Raw genomic sequence first — 17,106 nt, forward strand, 5'->3', positions numbered from 1 at the left:
GACAAACTAGTGCGAAGCGGTGCGGAAGAACACATCTCCCGCAGCAATCTTTCTGATTTCACCCGATGGAAGGCGCACATCGAGCGCGCCGTCGGGCGCAAGGCCGACAAAGACGCCCTCGAAGGTCTCGTCCACCAGCCTCACCGTGACGGGGCCTCCAAGGCCCGCGGCGCGCGCGAGCCACGCCTCTCGGATCGCCGCGAAGCCCTGCACCTCGTTCCATTGCCGGAGGCGACGATCGAATGCGGCGGCCAGAAACTCGAGCGCGCGCTCGGGCGTGACATCGGCAAGGCCGAGCGCCGCGAGCGAGGTGGCCGGATATTCGACGTTATCGGGATAGCGCGCGAGATTGATGCCGATACCTATCGCAAGCCAGGCAAGTTCGCTGCCCGCGATGCCGGACGATTCCAGCAGGATGCCCGCGAGCTTGCGGCCATCATGCAGAAGATCGTTCGGCCATTTGAGCTTGAGGCCCGGACGCAGCGGTGGCGGCAGAAGCGCGTCGACCGCGTCATGCACCGCAAGCGCGGCGACGAAGGAAAGCTCCGCCGCCTTGCGCGGCCCCACCTGCGGGCGCAGGAACAGCGTTCCCATGAAGTTGCCGCTGGGTGAGACCCATTCCCGGCCACGCCTGCCGCGCCCTGCCGTCTGACGCTCGGCCGTGATCCAGATGGGCCCCGGCACACCCGCATCGCCGAGGCGTCGCGCTTCCTCATTCGTGCTGTCGATCTCCGCGAAAGCGCGGAGCGAGTAGCCTTGCGGAAGCGCGACCACGGGATCAGGGCAGCAGAGCGGCAGCGGCCGCCTGCGCCCCAACGAGCAAGGGAGCCGGGTAGACGAAATAGAACAGCGTGAAGAGCCCCGTCAGGCCGAGCACGACGCTGATCTCGCCCGGAACCGGCCTCTCGAAGGCCGGCGCCGGTTCGTCGAAATACATGACCTTGATGACGCGCAGATAGTAGTAGGCGCCGACCACGCTGGAGAGCACGCCGATGACGGACAGGCCGTAGAGCCCCGCTTTGATCGCCGCCATGAAGACGTAGAACTTGGCGAAGAAGCCCGCGAGCGGCGGTATGCCGGCAAGCGAGAACATCAGCATGGCCATGAAGAAGGCCACCAGCGGCTGGCTGCGGGAAAGCCCGGCAAGATCGTTGATCCCCTCGACCTGCTCCCCGTCGGGGCGCCGCATGGCGATGATGCAGCAGAAGACACCCGCATACATCACCACATAGATCACGAGATAGAGGAGGATGCCGCGAACGCCCTCGGTCGTGCCGGCCGCGAGACCGACCAGCGCATAGCCCATATGGCCGATGGAGCTGTAGGCCATCATGCGCTTGATGTTGGGCTGGCCGATGGCGGCGAAGGCGCCGAGGATCATCGAGGCGATCGAGATGAAGACGACGATCTGCTGCCACTGCGCCATGATGCCGGGGAGAGCGACGAAGAGCACGCGGAGCGTCAGCGCCATGGCCGCCACCTTGGGCGCGCCCGCGATGAAGAAGGTCACGGGCGTCGGCGCGCCTTCATAGACGTCCGGCGTCCACATATGGAAGGGCACGGCCGAGATCTTGAAGGCCAGCGCCGCCATGATGAAGACGAGGCCGAAGATGAGGCCGATCGACTTGTTCTCCGAACCGATGGCCGTGGCGATCGTGTTGAAATCGACGCTGCCGGTGAAACCGTAGACGAGCGAGCAGCCATAGAGCATGAGGCCCGAGGAGAGCGCGCCCAGCACGAAATATTTGAGGCCCGCCTCGCTCGACCGCGCGGAATCGCGGTTGAAGGCCGCGATCACATAGATCGCGAGGCTTTGCAGCTCGATGCCGAGATAGAGACCGATGAGGCTGTTGGCCGAAACCATCAGCATCATGCCGAGAGCCGCGAGCGCCATGAGGATCGGGAATTCGAACCGATCCATGTTCTCGCGCCGGATGAACGTCACCGACATGATGACGCCGAATCCCGCGCCAAGCAGGACAAGCAGCTTGATGAAGCGCGTGAACGGATCGATGACGAACATGCCGCCAAAGGTGCTGGTCTTGATGTCGCCCTGCCCCAGTATCAGGGCGGCGATGGCGATGAAGAGCACGACCACGGCATAGGAAATGGCGCGTGTCGGGCTCTCCTTGCGGAAGACGCCGAGCATGAGCAGCAGCATCGCGCCCGCAGCGAGCACGATCTCGGGAATGGCGGGGCCGAAAGCCGGCAAGGTCGAAGCAGCGGTTTCCATCGAATTCAATCCTGGCTTTCCCTTATCGGCCCGCGATCAGGCGCGCGGCGTCCGCCACGCCCTGCCCGGCCTCGGCTATTCTGTGCGCCTCCACGGCCGCCGTGTAGTTCGCAATCAGATGCTCCACCGACGCGGCCGTCACGTCGAAGACCGGCGCCGGATAGACGCCGAAGAAGATGGTGGCAATGATCAGCGGAAGCAGCGTCACCACTTCGCGCCGGTTGAGATCGAGAATGTTCTTCAGCGTCTCCTTCTCGAGCTTGCCGAAAACGATGCGCTTGTAGAGGTAGAGCGCATAGCAGGCCGAGAGGATCACACCCGTCGCGGCGATGAAGGCCACATAGGTGTTGATGCGGAAGGTTCCGACGATCGTCAGGAATTCGCCGACAAAGCCGCTGGTGCCCGGCAGGCCGACATTGGCCATGGTGAAAATGAGAAAGGCAGCGGCATAGAGGGGCATGCGGTTCACAAGGCCGCCATAGGCCTCGATGTCGCGCGTATGCATCCGGTCATAGATCACGCCGACGCAGAGGAAGAGCGCGCCCGAAACCCAGCCATGGCTCAGCATCTGGAAGATGCCGCCCTGCACGCCCTGCTGCGTCGCTGCGAAGATGCCCATGGTCACGAAGCCCATATGCGCAACCGACGAATAGGCGATGAGCTTCTTCATGTCCTCCTGCACCATCGCCACAAGCGAGGTGTAGACGATGGCGACGACGCTCAGGGTGAAGACGAGCGGCGCGAACTCGGCGGAAGCCACCGGGAACATCGGGAGCGAGAAGCGCAGGAAGCCGTAGCCGCCCATCTTGAGCAGGATGCCCGCAAGGATGACCGAGCCGGCCGTCGGCGCCTCGACGTGCGCGTCGGGAAGCCATGTATGCACCGGCCACATCGGCATCTTGACCGCGAAGGACGCGAAGAAGGCGAGCCATAGCCATGTCTGCATGCGCGAGGAGAAGTCATGCGCGAGCAGCGTCGGAATGTCGGTCGTGCCCGCATCCCAATACATCGCCATGATGGCGAGCAGCATCAGCACCGAGCCGAGCAGCGTGTAGAGGAAGAACTTGAACGTCGCATAGATGCGCCGCTTGCCGCCCCAGATGCCGATGATGAGGAACATCGGGATGAGGCCGCCCTCGAAGAAGAGATAGAAGACCACGAGATCGAGCGCGCAGAACACGCCGATCATCAGCGTCTCGAGAACGAGGAACGCGATCATGTATTCGCGCACGCGCGTCTCGATCGAGTTCCAGCTCGCCAGGATGCAGGCGGGCATGAGGAACGTCGTGAGGATGACGAACAGCATCGAAATGCCGTCGACGCCCATGTGATAGTTGATCGCGCCGCCCAGCCATTCCGTCTTCTGAACGAACTGGAAGGCCGGAGTCGAGGCGTCGAAATTCCGCCAGATATAGAGCGACAGGACGAAGGTGATCAGCGTCGTCCAGAGCGCCGCCCACCTTGCGTTCCGCGCCACGGTCGCTTCGTCGCCACGAAACATAAGTATCAGCAGCGCACCGACCGACGGCAGAAAGGTGATGAGCGAAAGAATATTTCCGTCGTTCATCAGTGCGTTCCCCCGAGGATAAAGTAGGTCGCCAGCGCAGCAACACCGAGCAGCATGGCAAAGGCATAGTGATAGAGATAACCGGACTGCAGCCGGACGACGCCGCGGGTGACATCGAGCACGCGGGCGGAGACGCCGTCAGGCCCGATGCCGTCGATGATGCGGCCGTCCCCCTGCTTCCAGAGCACGCGGCCGAGCCAGAAGGCGGGACGCACGAAGATCCAGTCGTAAAGCTCGTCGAAGTACCACTTGTTGAGCAGGAACTTGTAGAGCGGCGCCTGGGTACGCGCGAGTTCCACCGGCAGGTCGGGCCGCGCGATGTAGAAGTACCACGACAGCAGGAAGCCCAGCGCCATCATGACGGTCGGCAGCAGCGCCGCCCATGAGGGCACAGAATGCATCGCATGCATGATGTGGTTTTCCGCGCCGCGATAGATCGACTCGAGCCAGAAGGCTTCATGAGCCTCGCCGATGAAGTAGCGCTCAAACAGAAGGCCGGCACCGAGAGCGCCGATCGCCAGGACGATCAGTGGCACGAGCATGACGAGCGGCGATTCATGCACATGCTCCAGCGTGTGCTGATCGGCGCGCGACTTGCCGTGGAACGTCATGAAGATGAGGCGCCACGAATAGAAGGAGGTCAGGAAGGCGGCGAACACTGTCAGCGTGAAGGCGAACATGTGCGCCGGGTTCTGGCCCGCATAGGCCGCCTCGATGATCGCATCCTTCGAGAAATAGCCTGCCGTCAGCGGGAAGCCGGTGAGCGCGAGCGTGCCGATCACCATCATCGCATAGGTTGCGGGAATGAGCTTGTAGAGGCCGCCCATCTTGCGCATGTCCTGCTCGTCGCTCATCGCATGAATGACCGAGCCCGAGCCGAGGAACAGCAGCGCCTTGAAGAAGGCATGCGTGAAGAGGTGGAACATCGCCGCCTCATAGGCGCCGACGCCGAGCGCGGCGAACATGTAGCCGAGCTGCGAACAGGTCGAATAGGCGATGACGCGCTTGATGTCGTTCTGGACGAGGCCGACGGTCGCCGCGAAGAAGGCCGTCGTCGCGCCGATCACCGTCACCGTGGTGAGCGCGAAGGGCGAGAACTCGAAGATCGGCGAGCAACGCGCAACAAGGAAGACTCCCGCCGTCACCATGGTGGCGGCATGGATGAGGGCGGAAACCGGCGTCGGGCCTTCCATCGCGTCCGGCAGCCAGGTGTGAAGCAGGATCTGCGCCGACTTGCCCATGGCGCCCATGAAGAGCAACAGGCAGATGGTCGTCACGATCGACACTTCAAAGCCGAGGAAGACGAAGTTCTTCTCCGCGAGATGCGGGATCGCCTTGAACACCGTGTCGAACTCGACCGAGCCGACGGCGAGGAAGATCGCCGAGATGCCGAGGATAAGGCCGAAATCGCCGACGCGGTTTACGACGAACGCCTTGATTGCCGCCGCGTTCGCGCTCGGCCGCTGATACCAGAAGCCGATCAGCAGATAGGAGGCAAGACCCACGCCTTCCCAGCCGAAGAAGAGCTGGATGAAGTTGTCCGCCGTCACCAGCATGAGCATGGCGAAGGTGAAGAGCGATAGATAGGCGAAGAAGCGCGGCTGGTGCGGATCGTGGCTCATATAGCCGATGGAATAGATGTGCACGAGCGCGGAAACCGAGGTCACGACGACGAGCATGACCGCCGTCAGCGTGTCGATGCGCAGGCGCCAGTCCGCCTCGAAGGCGCCGGAATCGATCCAGGTCATGACCTGGATGTGCTCCGTCGCGCCGCCAAAGGCGACGGTAGCGAAAGCCGCGACCGAAAGCGCCGCCGAGACGACGAGAAGGCCCGAGGTGACGAGCTGGGCGCCGCGCACCCCGATCCAGCGGCCGAAAAGGCCGGCGATGAGAAAACCGAGAAGCGGCAGGAAGACGATGGCAGAGTACATGTTGTCTCCTAGCCCTTCATCAGATTGACGTCCTCAACCGCGATGGAGCCGCGGTTGCGGAAGTAGGTAACGAGAATGGCAAGACCGATGGCGGCCTCGGCGGCGGCCACGGTCAGCACGAAAAGCGCGAACACCTGCCCGGTGAGATCGCCGAGGAAGCTCGAGAATGCGACGAGGTTGATATTGACCGCAAGCAGCATCAGCTCGATCGACATCAACATGACGATGACGTTCTTCCGGTTGAGGAAGATGCCGAAGACCCCGATCGTGAAGAGGATCGCGGCGACAGCCAGATAATGTCCAAGGCCGATTTCCATGTCAGTGTCTCACTTCTCTCAAAGACCTTGCCCCGGCTTCACATTCTTGAGCTCGACGCCTTCCGTGCGCGCGCGGCCGACCTGACGCCCGACCACCTGGCGCTTGATGTCCGTGCGGTGGCGGAGCGTCAGAACGATGGCGCCGATCATGGCGACGAGAAGCACGAGCCCCGCCACCTGGAACAGAAGGACATATTGCGTATAGAGCACCTGGCCGAGCGCGCGCGTGTTGGTCACGTTCGCGACCACCGGCGAGGCGGCGACCGCCGACGCCTCGGGCGTGATGACCCAGGCCGCGCCGACAAGGATGAGCTCGATCAGAAGGATGATCCCGATCAGGCCGCCAAAGGGCAGATATTGCAGGAAGCCCTGACGCAGTTCGTTGAAGTCGATGTCGAGCATCATGACGACGAACAGGAACAGTACCGCGACGGCGCCCACATAGACGATCACCAGCAGGAGCGCGATGAACTCCGCACCCATCAGCACGAAGAGCGCGGCCGCGTTGAAGAAGGCGAGGATCAGAAAGAGGACCGAATGCACCGGATTGCGGGACGCGATCACCATGAACCCCGCCGCCACGGCCATGGCCGCGAAGACGTAGAATGCTATGGCGGAAAAAATCATATGGACCCCTCGTCCCTCTTTCCTTCACCGGCCGCAAGGCCGAACTTCTTTTCTGTTTCGCCCGTCAGCGGTTTCATTCGTCAGCGATACGGCGCGTCGAGCGCGATATTCTTGGCGATCTCGCGTTCCCAGCGGTCGCCATTCGCCAGCAGCCGCTCCTTGTCGTACATGAGCTCTTCGCGCGTCTCCACGGAGAACTCGAAATTCGGACCTTCCACGATCGCATCCACCGGGCAGGCTTCCTGGCAGAAGCCGCAATAGATGCACTTCGTCATGTCGATGTCGTAGCGCGTCGTGCGGCGCGTGCCGTCATTGCGGCGCGGCCCCGCCTCGATGGTGATGGCCTGCGCGGGGCAGATCGCCTCGCACAGCTTGCATGCGATGCAGCGTTCCTCGCCATTCGGATAGCGACGCAGCGCATGCTCGCCGCGGAAGCGCGGCGAGAGCGGGCCCTTCTCGAAGGGGTAGTTCACCGTCGCCTTGGGCTTGAAGAAATAGCGCATGGCGACCGCAAATCCCGCCACGAATTCCTTCAGGAAGAGCGAGCGGACCGTCTGGTTGATCGAGGCCATGTTTCCCGTCCCTCCTTGCTTAACCGTGCTGCGGCACGAGGCCGAAACCGACGAGAACGCCTGCCGTCAGCACGACCCAGAACAGCGAGATCGGGAGGAACACCTTCCAGCCGAGACGCATGAGCTGGTCGTAGCGATAGCGCGGCACGAATGCCTTCACCATGGCGAACATGAAGAAGACGAGACAGACCTTCAGCAGGAACCAGACGATGCCCGGCACCCATGTGAAGGGCGCGAAGTTGAACGGAGGCAGCCACCCGCCCAGGAACAGGATCGTCGTCATCGCGCACATGAGGATGATCGACACATATTCGCCGAGCATGAACATCATGTAGGGGGTCGAGGAATACTCGACCATGAAGCCCGCCACGAGTTCCGATTCCGCCTCGACGAGATCGAAGGGCGGCCGGTTCGTTTCAGCCAGCGCCGAGACGAAGAAGATCACGAACATCGGCAGATGCGGCAGCCAGTACCAGTTGAGCAGCCCGAAGCGGCCATCCTGCGCGCGCACGATGTCGGAGAGGTTGAGCGAGCCGACCGTGATGAGCACGGTGACGATGACGAAGCCGATCGACACTTCGTAGGAGACCATCTGCGCGGCGGAGCGAAGCGCCGACAGGAAGGGATATTTCGAGTTCGACGCCCAACCCGCCATGATGACGCCGTAAACGCCGAGCGAGGAGATGGCGAGAATATAGAGGATGCCGACATTGATGTCGGAGATGACGAGGCCATCCGCGAGCGGCACCACGGCCCAGGCCGACAGCGCGAGCGTCACCGTGACGAGAGGCGCAAGCAGAAAGACGCCCTTGTTCGCGCTGGCGGGGATCACCAGTTCCTTGAAAACGAATTTCAGCAGGTCGGCGAAGGACTGGAACAGGCCGAAGGCGCCGACCACGTTTGGTCCGCGGCGAAGCTGAACCGCCGCCCAGATCTTGCGATCGGCGAGCAGGATGTAAGCCGTGAACAGGAGCAGCGCGACCAGAAGCGCAAGCGACTGAGCCAGAATGATGGCCAGCGGAATGCCGTATGTCGTCAGAAAGTCAGCCATGCCTCATCACTCCGCCGCCTCGGCGCGGCCGCTCGCCCGGCTCTGGACCGAACATTCGGCCATGACCTTGCTCGCACGCGCGATGGGGTTCGTCAGATAGAAATCCTTGATCGGCGTCTCGAAGGGCGCCGCGTCGAGTTCTCCGCCCGCAAGATCGGGCAGTTCGCCCGCCGGGGCCACTTCGCCCACTTCCGCGAAATGCGGCGCATCCGCGACAAGCGCCTCGCGAAGCTGCGGGAGGCTGTCATAGGGAAGCTTCGCGCCAAGCACTTCGGAGAGCGCGCGCAGGATCGCCCAGTCCTCGCGTGCGTCGCCGGGCGGGAAAACGGCGCGCTGCCCAAGCTGTACGCGGCCTTCCGTGTTCACATAGGTGCCGGCCTTCTCCGTATAGGCCGCGCCCGGCAGAATGACGTCGGCGCGATGCGCGCCCGCATCTCCATGCGTGCCCTGATAGATAACGAAAGCATTGCCGAGGCGCGCCATGTCGATCTCGTCCACGCCGAGCAGATAGACGGTGTCGATCTCGCCCTTCGCGGCGCCATCGAGAATGCCATCGACATCGCGCCCGCCCTCGCCCGGCACCAGGCCGAGATCGAGACCGCCGACGCGCGCCGCCGCCGTGTGCAGCACGTTGAATTCCGCATTGGTGGCCTTGGCGAGACGGATCGCGGCGGCAAGCACGGCCGCGCCATCCTTGCGTGCCAGAGCACCCTGCCCGACGATGATGACCGGCTTCTTCGCCGCCTTCAGCACCTCGGCGAAGCCGCGGCCCTCGACAAGTTCCCTCAGCGTCTGGGGGCCAGCGCCCAGATATTCATAAGGATAGGTCAGGTCGTGCTTCGGCCCGATGACGCCGACCTTGAGATTGCCCATGCGATAGCGCTTGCGAAGGCGCGTGTTGACGAGCGGCGCCTCGCGGCGCATGTCCGAGCCGATGACGAGAACGGCATCGGCCTCTTCGAGCCCGGCGATGGTCGTGTTGAAGACATAGCTCGAACGCGGGCCGGCGAGCTTCGCGCCATCCTGCCGGCAATCGATATTGGCCGAACCGAGCTTCGCCCAGAGATCCTTCAGTGCCTTCATTTCCTCGGCGGCGGCGAGATCGCCGACGATGGCGCCGATGCGCTCGCCCTTCGCGCCCTTGAGCCTCGCTGTGATCGCGGCGAAGGCTTCGTCCCATGACGCTTCGCGGAGCTTCCCGTTCTCGCGGATATAGGGCCGGTCGAGACGCTGCGTCTTCAGCCCGTCCCAGATGAAGCGCGTCTTGTCGGAAATCCACTCCTCGTTGACGTCTTCATTGAGGCGCGGAAGGATCCGCATCACTTCCGACCCGCGCGTATCGAGGCGGATGTTCGAGCCAACGGCATCCATGACATCGATCGATTCCGTCTTGCGCAGCTCCCAGGGCCGCGCCGTAAAGGCGAAGGGCTGGAAGGTGAGCGCACCCACGGGGCAGAGATCGACCACATTGGCCGAAAGCTCCGAGGTCAGAGCATGTTCGAGATAGGTCGTGATCTCCATGTCCTCGCCGCGGCCGATGGCGCCGATCTCCGGCGTGCCAGCGACCTCGGTGGCGAAGCGGACGCAACGCGTGCACTGGATGCAGCGCGTCATCACGGTCTTGACCAGCGGCCCCATATACTTCTCTTCGACGGCGCGCTTGTTCTCGTAGAAGCGCGAGCCATCGGTGCCATAGGCCATGGCCTGATCCTGCAGATCGCATTCGCCGCCCTGATCGCAGATCGGGCAATCGAGCGGATGGTTGATGAGCAGGAATTCCATCACGCCTTCGCGCGCGCGCTTCACAAGCTCGGTGGTGGTGCGCACGACGGCGCCGTCCGTCGCCGGCATGGCGCAGCTCGCCACCGGCTTCGGCGACTTCTCCACCTCAACCAGACACATGCGGCAGTTGCCCGCGATGGAAAGGCGCTCGTGATAGCAGAAGCGCGGAATCTCGGCGCCCGCCGCCTCGCAGGCCTGCAGCAGCGTCGCGCCCTGCGGGACCTCGACCTCGATGCCGTCGACTGTAACTTTGGGCATGGTCTTACTCCGCCGCCGCTTGCGAATTGCCGCTCTTGCGCGAAACGATCCGCTCTTCGATTACATGCCGGAAGTGCCGGATGAGCCCCTGGATCGGCCAGGCAGCCGCATCGCCCAGCGCGCAGATCGTGTGGCCCTCGACGCGCTTGGTCACATCGAGCAGCATGTCGATTTCCTCGATGGCCGCATTGCCCGCCGCCATGCGCTCCATCACGCGCCACATCCAGCCCGTGCCTTCGCGGCAGGGCGTGCACTGGCCGCAGCTCTCATGCTTGTAGAAAGCGGAGATGCGCGCGATCGCCTTGATGAGGTCAGTCGACTTGTCCATGACGATCACGGCAGCCGTGCCGAGGCCGGTCTGCACGGCCTTGAGCGAGTCGAAGTCCATCAGCACGTCGTCGCAGATGGATTTCGGAATGAGGGGTACGGACGACCCGCCGGGGATGACGGCGAGGAGATTGTCCCAGCCGCCACGAACGCCGCCTGCATGCTTGTCGATGAGTTCACGAAGCGGAATGCCCATTTCCTCTTCGACGTTGCAGGGCTTGTTCACATGGCCCGAGATCGAGAAAATCTTGGTGCCCGTATTGTTCGGGCGGCCGAGGCTCGCGAACCAGTCGGCGCCGCGGCGCAGGATCGTCGGCGCGACCGCGATCGACTCGACGTTGTTCACCGTCGTCGGCGCGCCATAAAGGCCCATATTGGCGGGGAATGGCGGCTTCAGCCGCGGCATGCCCTTCTTGCCCTCTAGGCTTTCGAGGAGCGCCGTTTCCTCGCCGCAAATATAGGCGCCCGCGCCGTGATGAACGTAGAGATCGAAGTCCCAGCCGGAGCCCGCCGCGTTCTTGCCGATGAGGCCGGCCGCGTAAGCCTCGTCCACCGCGCGCTGCAGCGCCTCGCGCTCGCGGATGAATTCGCCGCGCACATAGATGTAGCAGACATGCGCGTTCATCGCGAAGCTTGCGATCAGACAACCCTCGATCAGCTTCTGCGGATCGTTGCGGAGAATTTCGCGGTCCTTGCAGGTGCCGGGCTCGGACTCGTCGGCATTGACGACGAGATAATGCGGACGTCCACCCGAATCCTTCGGCATGAAGGACCATTTGAGGCCCGTCGGGAAGCCCGCGCCGCCGCGGCCGCGAAGGCCCGATTTCTTCATCTCATCGATGATCCAGTCGCGCCCCTTGGCGATGATCGCGGCCGTGCCGTCCCAGTCGCCACGGCGGCGTGCGCCGGCAAGTCCCGGTTCGCCATAGCCATAGAGATTGGTGAAGATGCGATCCTTGTCCTGCAGCATCACTCGCCCTCCTCCAGCGTCGTCAGGCTCGTAAGTCCGCCGAGCGGCTCGGAGGAACGGCGTCCGTTCTGCGGGCCCGGTTTCACTTCGCGGCCCGCGCGCAGCGCCTCGATGATCTCGCCGAGCTTCTCGGCATCGAGATCCTCGAAATAATCGTCATTGATCTGAACCATCGGCCCGTTCGCGCAGGCGCCGAGGCACTCGACCTCCAGCCAGGAGAGCTTGCCGTCGGCGCTGATCTGCCCTTCCGGGCCGATATGCTTGCGGCAGGCTTCCTTCAGTTCGTCCGCACCCCTCAGCCAGCAGGGCGTCGTGCCGCAGAGCTGCACATAGTGCTCGCCCACCGGCGACAGGTTGAACATGGTGTAGAACGTCGCGACCTCGAGCGCGCGGATGTATTCCATGCCCAGCATGTCGGCGACATAGCGGATCGCCGGTTCGGGCAGCCAGCCGCCAACCTGTTTCTGCGCGCGCCAGAAGAGCGGAATGATGGCGGAAGCCTGACGGCCTTCCGGATATTTCGCGATCTGACCTTTCGCCCATTCAAGATTTTCGGGCGTGAAGGCAAAACTTTCGGGCTGGTTGGCAGCCAGTCTCCGGACGCTCATCGGTCAACCTCACCGAACACGATGTCGAGCGAACCAAGGATGGCGGACACGTCCGCCAGCATATGGCCCCGACAGAGGAAATCCATCGCCTGCAGATGCGCGTAACCGGGCGCGCGGATCTTGCACTTGTAAGGCTTGTTCGAGCCGTCGGACACGAGGTAGACGCCGAACTCGCCCTTGGGCGCCTCGACGGCGGCATAAACCTCGCCCGCCGGAACGTGATAGCCCTCGGTATAGAGCTTGAAGTGGTGGATGAGCGCTTCCATCGAGCGCTTCATCTCGCCACGCGAGGGCGGGAAGACCTTGCCGTCCGTCGTGTGGACGGGGCCTTCCGGCATTTTCTCGATCGCCTGCTTGATGATGCGCAGCGACTGGCGCATCTCGTCCATGCGCACGAGATAGCGGTCGTAGCAGTCGCCGTTCTTGCCGACGGGAATGTCGAAATCGAGTTCCGAATAGACCTCGTAAGGCTGCGAGCGGCGCAGGTCCCAGGCCATGCCGGAGCCGCGCACCATCACGCCCGAGAAGCCCCAGGCCAGCGCGTCCTCCTTCGTCACCACGCCGATATCGGCGTTGCGCTGCATGAAGATGCGGTTGCCGGTGAGCAGCACTTCGAGATCGTCGAGCACCTTCGCGCAAGGATCGCAGAAATTGTAGATGTCCTCGACGAGCTTGGGCGGCAGGTCCTGATGCACCCCGCCCGGCCGGAAATAGGCAGCATGCATGCGGGCACCGGATGCGCGCTCATAGAAGATCATGAGCTTCTCGCGCTCCTCGAAGCCCCAGAGAGGCGGCGTCAGCGCGCCGACGTCCATCGCCTGCGTCGTCACGTTGAGAAGGTGCGAGAGCAGACGTCCGATCTCGGAATAGATGACGCGGATGAACTGGCCGCGGCGCGGCACTTCGATGCCGAGCAGGCGCTCGACCGCGAGGCAGTAGGCATGTTCCTGATTCATCGGCGCGACGTAATCGAGCCGGTCGAAATAGGGCAGCGCCTGGAGGTAGGTCTTGTACTCGATCAGCTTCTCGGTGCCGCGATGAAGCAGACCGATATGTGGATCGACGCGCTCGACGATCTCGCCCTCGAGTTCGAGGACGAGACGCAGAACGCCGTGCGCCGCGGGGTGCTGCGGGCCGAAGTTCAGGCTGAAATTGCGGAGCTTCTGCTCGGTCATGGCTTCGTCTCCGCTTTCTCGTCACCTGGCAGAATGTATTCCGCGCCTTCCCAGGGGCTCAGGAAGTCGAAGCTGCGGAATTCCTGCACCAGCTTCACGGGCTCGTACACGACGCGCTTCTGCTCGCCGTCGTAGCGCACCTCGACATAGCCGGTGAGCGGGAAGTCCTTGCGGAGCGGATAGCCGGCGAAACCGTAGTCGGTGAGAATGCGGCGAAGGTCCGGGTGGCCCGAGAAGAGCACGCCATACATGTCGAACGTCTCGCGCTCGAACCAGTTCGCGGCCGGGAAGATATCGACCGAGCTTGCGACCGGCGTCTCCTCGTCCACTTCGATGCGAACGCGGATGCGCCGGTTCTTCTCCATCGAGAGGAGGTGATAGACGATGTCGAAGCGTCGCTCGCGCTCCGGATAGTCGACTGCCGTGATGTCGATCAGCGTCGTGAAGCGGCACTCGTCATCGTCACGCAAAAAAGCGAGCACGGAAACGATCTGCGCGGCTTGCACAGTCACGTTCAGCTCGCCATATGCGACCGAGCAGTCGATGACCGCATCCGCCATTTTCCCGCGGATGTGATCGCCGAGTAATTTCAGACTCTCGTCCATCGAAGCAGTCTCAAAACTCGTGAACGGCTCCCGCTTCACGAGGAAGCGGGAATGCCGTCCGGGCCATGAAAATCACCGGTCGATCGTACCCGTCCGGCGGATCTTCTTCTGAAGCGCGAGGATGCCGTAAAGCAGCGCCTCGGCGGTGGGAGGACATCCGGGAACGTAGATGTCGACCGGAACGATCCGGTCGCAGCCGCGTACCACGGAATAGGAATAATGGTAGTAGCCACCGCCATTCGCGCAGGATCCCATCGAGATCACATAGCGCGGCTCGGGCATCTGGTCATAGACCTTGCGCAGCGCGGGAGCCATCTTGTTCGTCAGCGTTCCCGCCACGATCATCACGTCCGACTGGCGCGGGCTCGCGCGAGGCGCGAAGCCAAAGCGCTCGCTGTCATAGCGCGGCATGGAGGTGTGCATCATCTCGACCGCGCAACAGGCAAGGCCGAAGGTCATCCACATCAGCGAGCCGGTGCGCGCCCAGGTGATCAGATCGTCCACCGTCGTGAGCACGAAGCCCTTGTCGGCGAGCTGATCGGACATGTTGTCGAAGTTGGGATCGGCGATGTCGGGAACGCCGCCAGATGCCGTCCGTTCCGCAGGCAGGTGCCCGCCGATCGCTCCGGATTCCGTCACTCCCATTCCAGCGCCCCCCTCTTCCACTCATACGCAAAGCCGATCGTCAGCACACCGAGGAACACGATCATCGACCAGAAGCCGAACATGCCGACATCGCCGAGGGCGACCGCCCAGGGAAACAGGAAGGCCACTTCGAGATCGAAGATGATGAAGAGGATGGCGACGAGATAATATTTCACGTCGAACTTCATGCGCGCGTCGTCGAACGCGTCGAAGCCGCACTCATAGGCCGAAAGCTTTTCCTGGTCGGGCTTGCTCGGCGCGATCAGGAACGGTGCGATCAGCAGAGCGAGACCAATCACGAGGGAAAGGCCCATGAAAATGATGATGGGCAAATACTCGCGAAGCAGGTCTTCCATGGGTCGTCCTCACAACTCGCCGCGCCGTCCCATGAGGAAGCATGATCGCAAACCGATATGCCGACTCGTTCGGTACTTGAACGGCTGCCGAATTCCGCGCGCAGTATAGCCATCGCAACCGCAGAATCAAACGCCGTGTTGCCGGCGACCAGCGCAAAAAGTCCTTATGCTATTTGATGTTGCGGCGAACGGTTCGCGGTGCGTCACTCTCCCGCAACGCGGGAGCGCGGAAACTTCTGCGAACCGATTTCTGATGAGAAAGTGGCGGGAGTGACGGGGCTCGAACCCGCGACCTCCGGCGTGACAGGCCGGCGCTCTAACCAACTGAGCTACACCCCCAAACACGAGCGGCGGAACCGCCCGGAAGGTGCGCGGTTCGTACGTCAAGGCCCCAGTTCTGTCAAGGAACCTTTCGCGGAAATTCCTCTATATTTTTCAGGACCATCGGGCATTTCGTCTGGTGGGCGGTGAGAGACTCGAACTCCCGACATCCTCGGTGTAAACGAGGCGCTCTACCAACTGAGCTAACCGCCCGCCGGGACGTAAACCGGCACGCCACTCCTATCGGATGGGTCGGGCCATTTCAATCCCCGCGATCCCTGCCCGCCTGTCCTCCCGACGCCATTGCAATATACCCGCAAAGGCCCGATCTTGATCGCGTAGCCTCGGTCCAGCGCCGTCCCGGCCCGCCTTCGACCGCCCGCGCATCGGTGTCAATTTGAACCGGACCATCGCCCCCGTTTTCTCGCTCCTTCTCGCCACGTCCATCCTCCTCATCGGCAACGGGCTGCAAGGCACGCTGATCCCCATACGCGCCGATATCGAGCATTTCGCGACCACGACCGTCGGCATGATCGGCAGCGTCTATTTCGCGGGCTTCATGGCGGGCTGCGTTCTCTGTCCCGCCATCGTCCGGCGCGCAGGCCATATCCGAAGTTTCGCGGCCCTCGGGGCGCTTGCGTCCGCCGTGCCGCTCATGCACGCGATCGTCATCGACCCCGTCGTCTGGGCGGTCCTGCGCGCGCTCAACGGCTTCTGCTTCGCCGGCCTCTACATGGTCATCGAGAGCTGGCTCAACGAGCGGGCGACCAACGAGACGCGCGGGCGTCTCTTCTCGCTCTATCTCGCCGTCAATCTCGCCTCGCTCACCCTGGGACAACTCCTGCTCAACATGGCGTCCCCGGCGACCTTCACGCTCTTTGCGGTGTGCTCGATCCTGACCTCGCTCGCGCTGGTGCCGGTGTCGCTCACCACCTCGGTCCAGCCCGCCCCTATCGGCTCGAGTCGAATCAACATCGCCAGTCTCTACAGGCTCTCGCCGGTCGGTCTTATGGGCAGTTTCGTCGTCGGGCTCACCAATGCGCCGTTCTGGACGCTCGGCCCCGTCTTCGCCAAGGCGAGCGGCCTCGACGTCAAGGGCATCTCCTTCTTCATGATCGCCGCCATCATCGGCGGCGCGCTGGCGCAGATCCCGATCGGGCGATTCTCCGACCGCGCCGACCGCAGGCGCGTCATCCTCATCATCACCATCGGCTCTGCCATCGGCGAGCTCGGGCTCATCGCGGCCTATGGAACGGGGAGCGAGGTTCTGCTGCTCGTCGCGGGCTTCTTCTTCGGCGCCTTCGCCCTCACGCTCTATTCCGTCTGCGTGGCCCATACGAACGACCACGCGAGCCGGGAGAGCTTCGTCAGCGTCTCGGGCGGGCTGCTTCTCGCCTATGCGGTCGGGGCCATTGTCGGCCCGTCCGCGGCCTCGCTCGGCACGGGGCATTGGGGCATGCCCTTCATCTTCGTCTTCAGCGCCGCCATTCACGTCCTCTTCGCGGTCTTCACGCTCTTCCGCATGGCTGTGCGGGAGCCCATTCCGGCCGAGCAGCGCAGCAGCTTCGTCGCCCAGCCCTTCCCGCCCACCGAGCCTGCCCAGCCGGAGTTCGAGCCGCGGGCCGCCGGCGAGGAAACGACCTGAGCGATCCCGCTCTCGCCTGCCGTTGAAGGGAAAACGCGCCCTCTCGAACGCAAAGAGGCCGGCGGCCCCTTTAAGGGCTCTGCCGGCCTCTAAACTCGCTTGCCCTCAGGCTGATG

At 63.2% G+C, this 17,106-nt stretch carries 16 protein-coding genes and 2 tRNA genes; 1 reads left to right on the forward strand and 17 read right to left on the reverse strand.

Annotated features, from left to right (window positions below; translation table 11 throughout):
• Positions 1-6: 6 nt before the first annotated feature.
• The 17 genes from WBG82_RS00930 to WBG82_RS01010 form a co-directional block, all read right to left on the reverse strand.
• On the reverse strand, positions 7-816 hold the full coding sequence (locus WBG82_RS00930) for a biotin--[acetyl-CoA-carboxylase] ligase (RefSeq protein WP_424420238.1): 810 nt from the start codon (positions 814-816) through the stop codon (positions 7-9).
• A complete protein-coding gene (nuoN, locus tag WBG82_RS00935; protein WP_424420240.1) occupies positions 779-2,233 on the reverse strand; it encodes an NADH-quinone oxidoreductase subunit NuoN in 1,455 nt (484 codons plus the stop codon). The genes WBG82_RS00930 and nuoN overlap by 38 nt, the downstream gene beginning before the upstream one ends.
• 22 nt (positions 2,234-2,255) lie before the next feature.
• Positions 2,256-3,800: an NADH-quinone oxidoreductase subunit M gene (locus tag WBG82_RS00940; protein WP_424420242.1), complete on the reverse strand. Its 1,545-nt coding sequence runs from the start codon at positions 3,798-3,800 to the stop codon at positions 2,256-2,258.
• A complete protein-coding gene (gene nuoL, locus WBG82_RS00945) occupies positions 3,800-5,731 on the reverse strand; it encodes an NADH-quinone oxidoreductase subunit L (RefSeq protein ID WP_424420244.1) in 1,932 nt (643 codons plus the stop codon). The genes WBG82_RS00940 and nuoL overlap by 1 nt, the downstream gene beginning before the upstream one ends.
• Before the next feature lie 8 nt (positions 5,732-5,739).
• Positions 5,740-6,048, reverse strand: coding sequence for an NADH-quinone oxidoreductase subunit NuoK (nuoK, locus tag WBG82_RS00950; protein WP_324298552.1), 309 nt, complete (start codon positions 6,046-6,048; stop codon positions 5,740-5,742).
• 18 nt (positions 6,049-6,066) lie between these two features.
• Positions 6,067-6,675 carry an NADH-quinone oxidoreductase subunit J gene (locus WBG82_RS00955; protein ID WP_424420246.1) on the reverse strand — a complete coding sequence of 203 codons (609 nt, stop codon included), beginning with the start codon at positions 6,673-6,675 and terminating at the stop codon, positions 6,067-6,069.
• Between the two features lie 80 nt (positions 6,676-6,755).
• Positions 6,756-7,247 carry an NADH-quinone oxidoreductase subunit NuoI gene (gene nuoI, locus WBG82_RS00960; protein WP_324298555.1) on the reverse strand — a complete coding sequence of 164 codons (492 nt, stop codon included), beginning with the start codon at positions 7,245-7,247 and terminating at the stop codon, positions 6,756-6,758.
• 19 nt (positions 7,248-7,266) lie between these two features.
• The gene (nuoH, locus tag WBG82_RS00965; RefSeq protein ID WP_424420248.1) at positions 7,267-8,298 is read right to left on the reverse strand and encodes an NADH-quinone oxidoreductase subunit NuoH; all 1,032 of its coding nucleotides are present in this window, start codon (positions 8,296-8,298) and stop codon (positions 7,267-7,269) included.
• A gap of 6 nt (positions 8,299-8,304) precedes the next feature.
• Entirely contained in the window at positions 8,305-10,338 is a 2,034-nt protein-coding gene (nuoG, locus tag WBG82_RS00970; protein WP_424420251.1) for an NADH-quinone oxidoreductase subunit NuoG, read from the reverse strand.
• Positions 10,339-10,342: 4 nt separating this feature from the next.
• Positions 10,343-11,635, reverse strand: a complete 1,293-nt coding sequence (gene nuoF, locus WBG82_RS00975) for an NADH-quinone oxidoreductase subunit NuoF (protein WP_424420254.1) — start codon at positions 11,633-11,635, stop codon at positions 10,343-10,345.
• Complete coding sequence (gene nuoE / locus WBG82_RS00980; protein WP_424420256.1) at positions 11,635-12,243, reverse strand: NADH-quinone oxidoreductase subunit NuoE; 609 nt, start codon at positions 12,241-12,243, stop codon at positions 11,635-11,637. The genes nuoF and nuoE overlap by 1 nt, the downstream gene beginning before the upstream one ends.
• On the reverse strand, positions 12,240-13,418 hold the full coding sequence (locus WBG82_RS00985) for an NADH-quinone oxidoreductase subunit D (RefSeq protein ID WP_324300149.1): 1,179 nt from the start codon (positions 13,416-13,418) through the stop codon (positions 12,240-12,242). Before WBG82_RS00985 ends, nuoE begins: the two co-directional genes overlap by 4 nt.
• The gene (locus WBG82_RS00990) at positions 13,415-14,023 is read right to left on the reverse strand and encodes an NADH-quinone oxidoreductase subunit C (protein WP_424420259.1); all 609 of its coding nucleotides are present in this window, start codon (positions 14,021-14,023) and stop codon (positions 13,415-13,417) included. The genes WBG82_RS00985 and WBG82_RS00990 overlap by 4 nt, the downstream gene beginning before the upstream one ends.
• A 72-nt stretch (positions 14,024-14,095) precedes the next feature.
• Positions 14,096-14,569 carry an NADH-quinone oxidoreductase subunit B family protein gene (locus tag WBG82_RS00995; protein ID WP_324300157.1) on the reverse strand — a complete coding sequence of 158 codons (474 nt, stop codon included), beginning with the start codon at positions 14,567-14,569 and terminating at the stop codon, positions 14,096-14,098.
• Positions 14,570-14,658: 89 nt separating this feature from the next.
• Positions 14,659-15,024: an NADH-quinone oxidoreductase subunit A gene (locus WBG82_RS01000; RefSeq protein ID WP_324300144.1), complete on the reverse strand. Its 366-nt coding sequence runs from the start codon at positions 15,022-15,024 to the stop codon at positions 14,659-14,661.
• A 262-nt stretch (positions 15,025-15,286) separates the two neighbouring features.
• Positions 15,287-15,363, reverse strand: a tRNA-Asp gene (locus WBG82_RS01005).
• A 119-nt stretch (positions 15,364-15,482) separates the two neighbouring features.
• Positions 15,483-15,558: transfer RNA gene (locus WBG82_RS01010), tRNA-Val, on the reverse strand.
• 184 nt (positions 15,559-15,742) lie between these two features.
• On the opposite strand from WBG82_RS01010, the gene WBG82_RS01015 reads away from it, so the two are divergent.
• Complete coding sequence (locus tag WBG82_RS01015) at positions 15,743-16,990, forward strand: MFS transporter (RefSeq protein ID WP_424420262.1); 1,248 nt, start codon at positions 15,743-15,745, stop codon at positions 16,988-16,990.
• Positions 16,991-17,106 lie beyond the last annotated feature (116 nt).

This window comes from Parvibaculum sp. (assembly GCF_049671045.1).
GTDB lineage: Bacteria > Pseudomonadota > Alphaproteobacteria > Parvibaculales > Parvibaculaceae > Parvibaculum.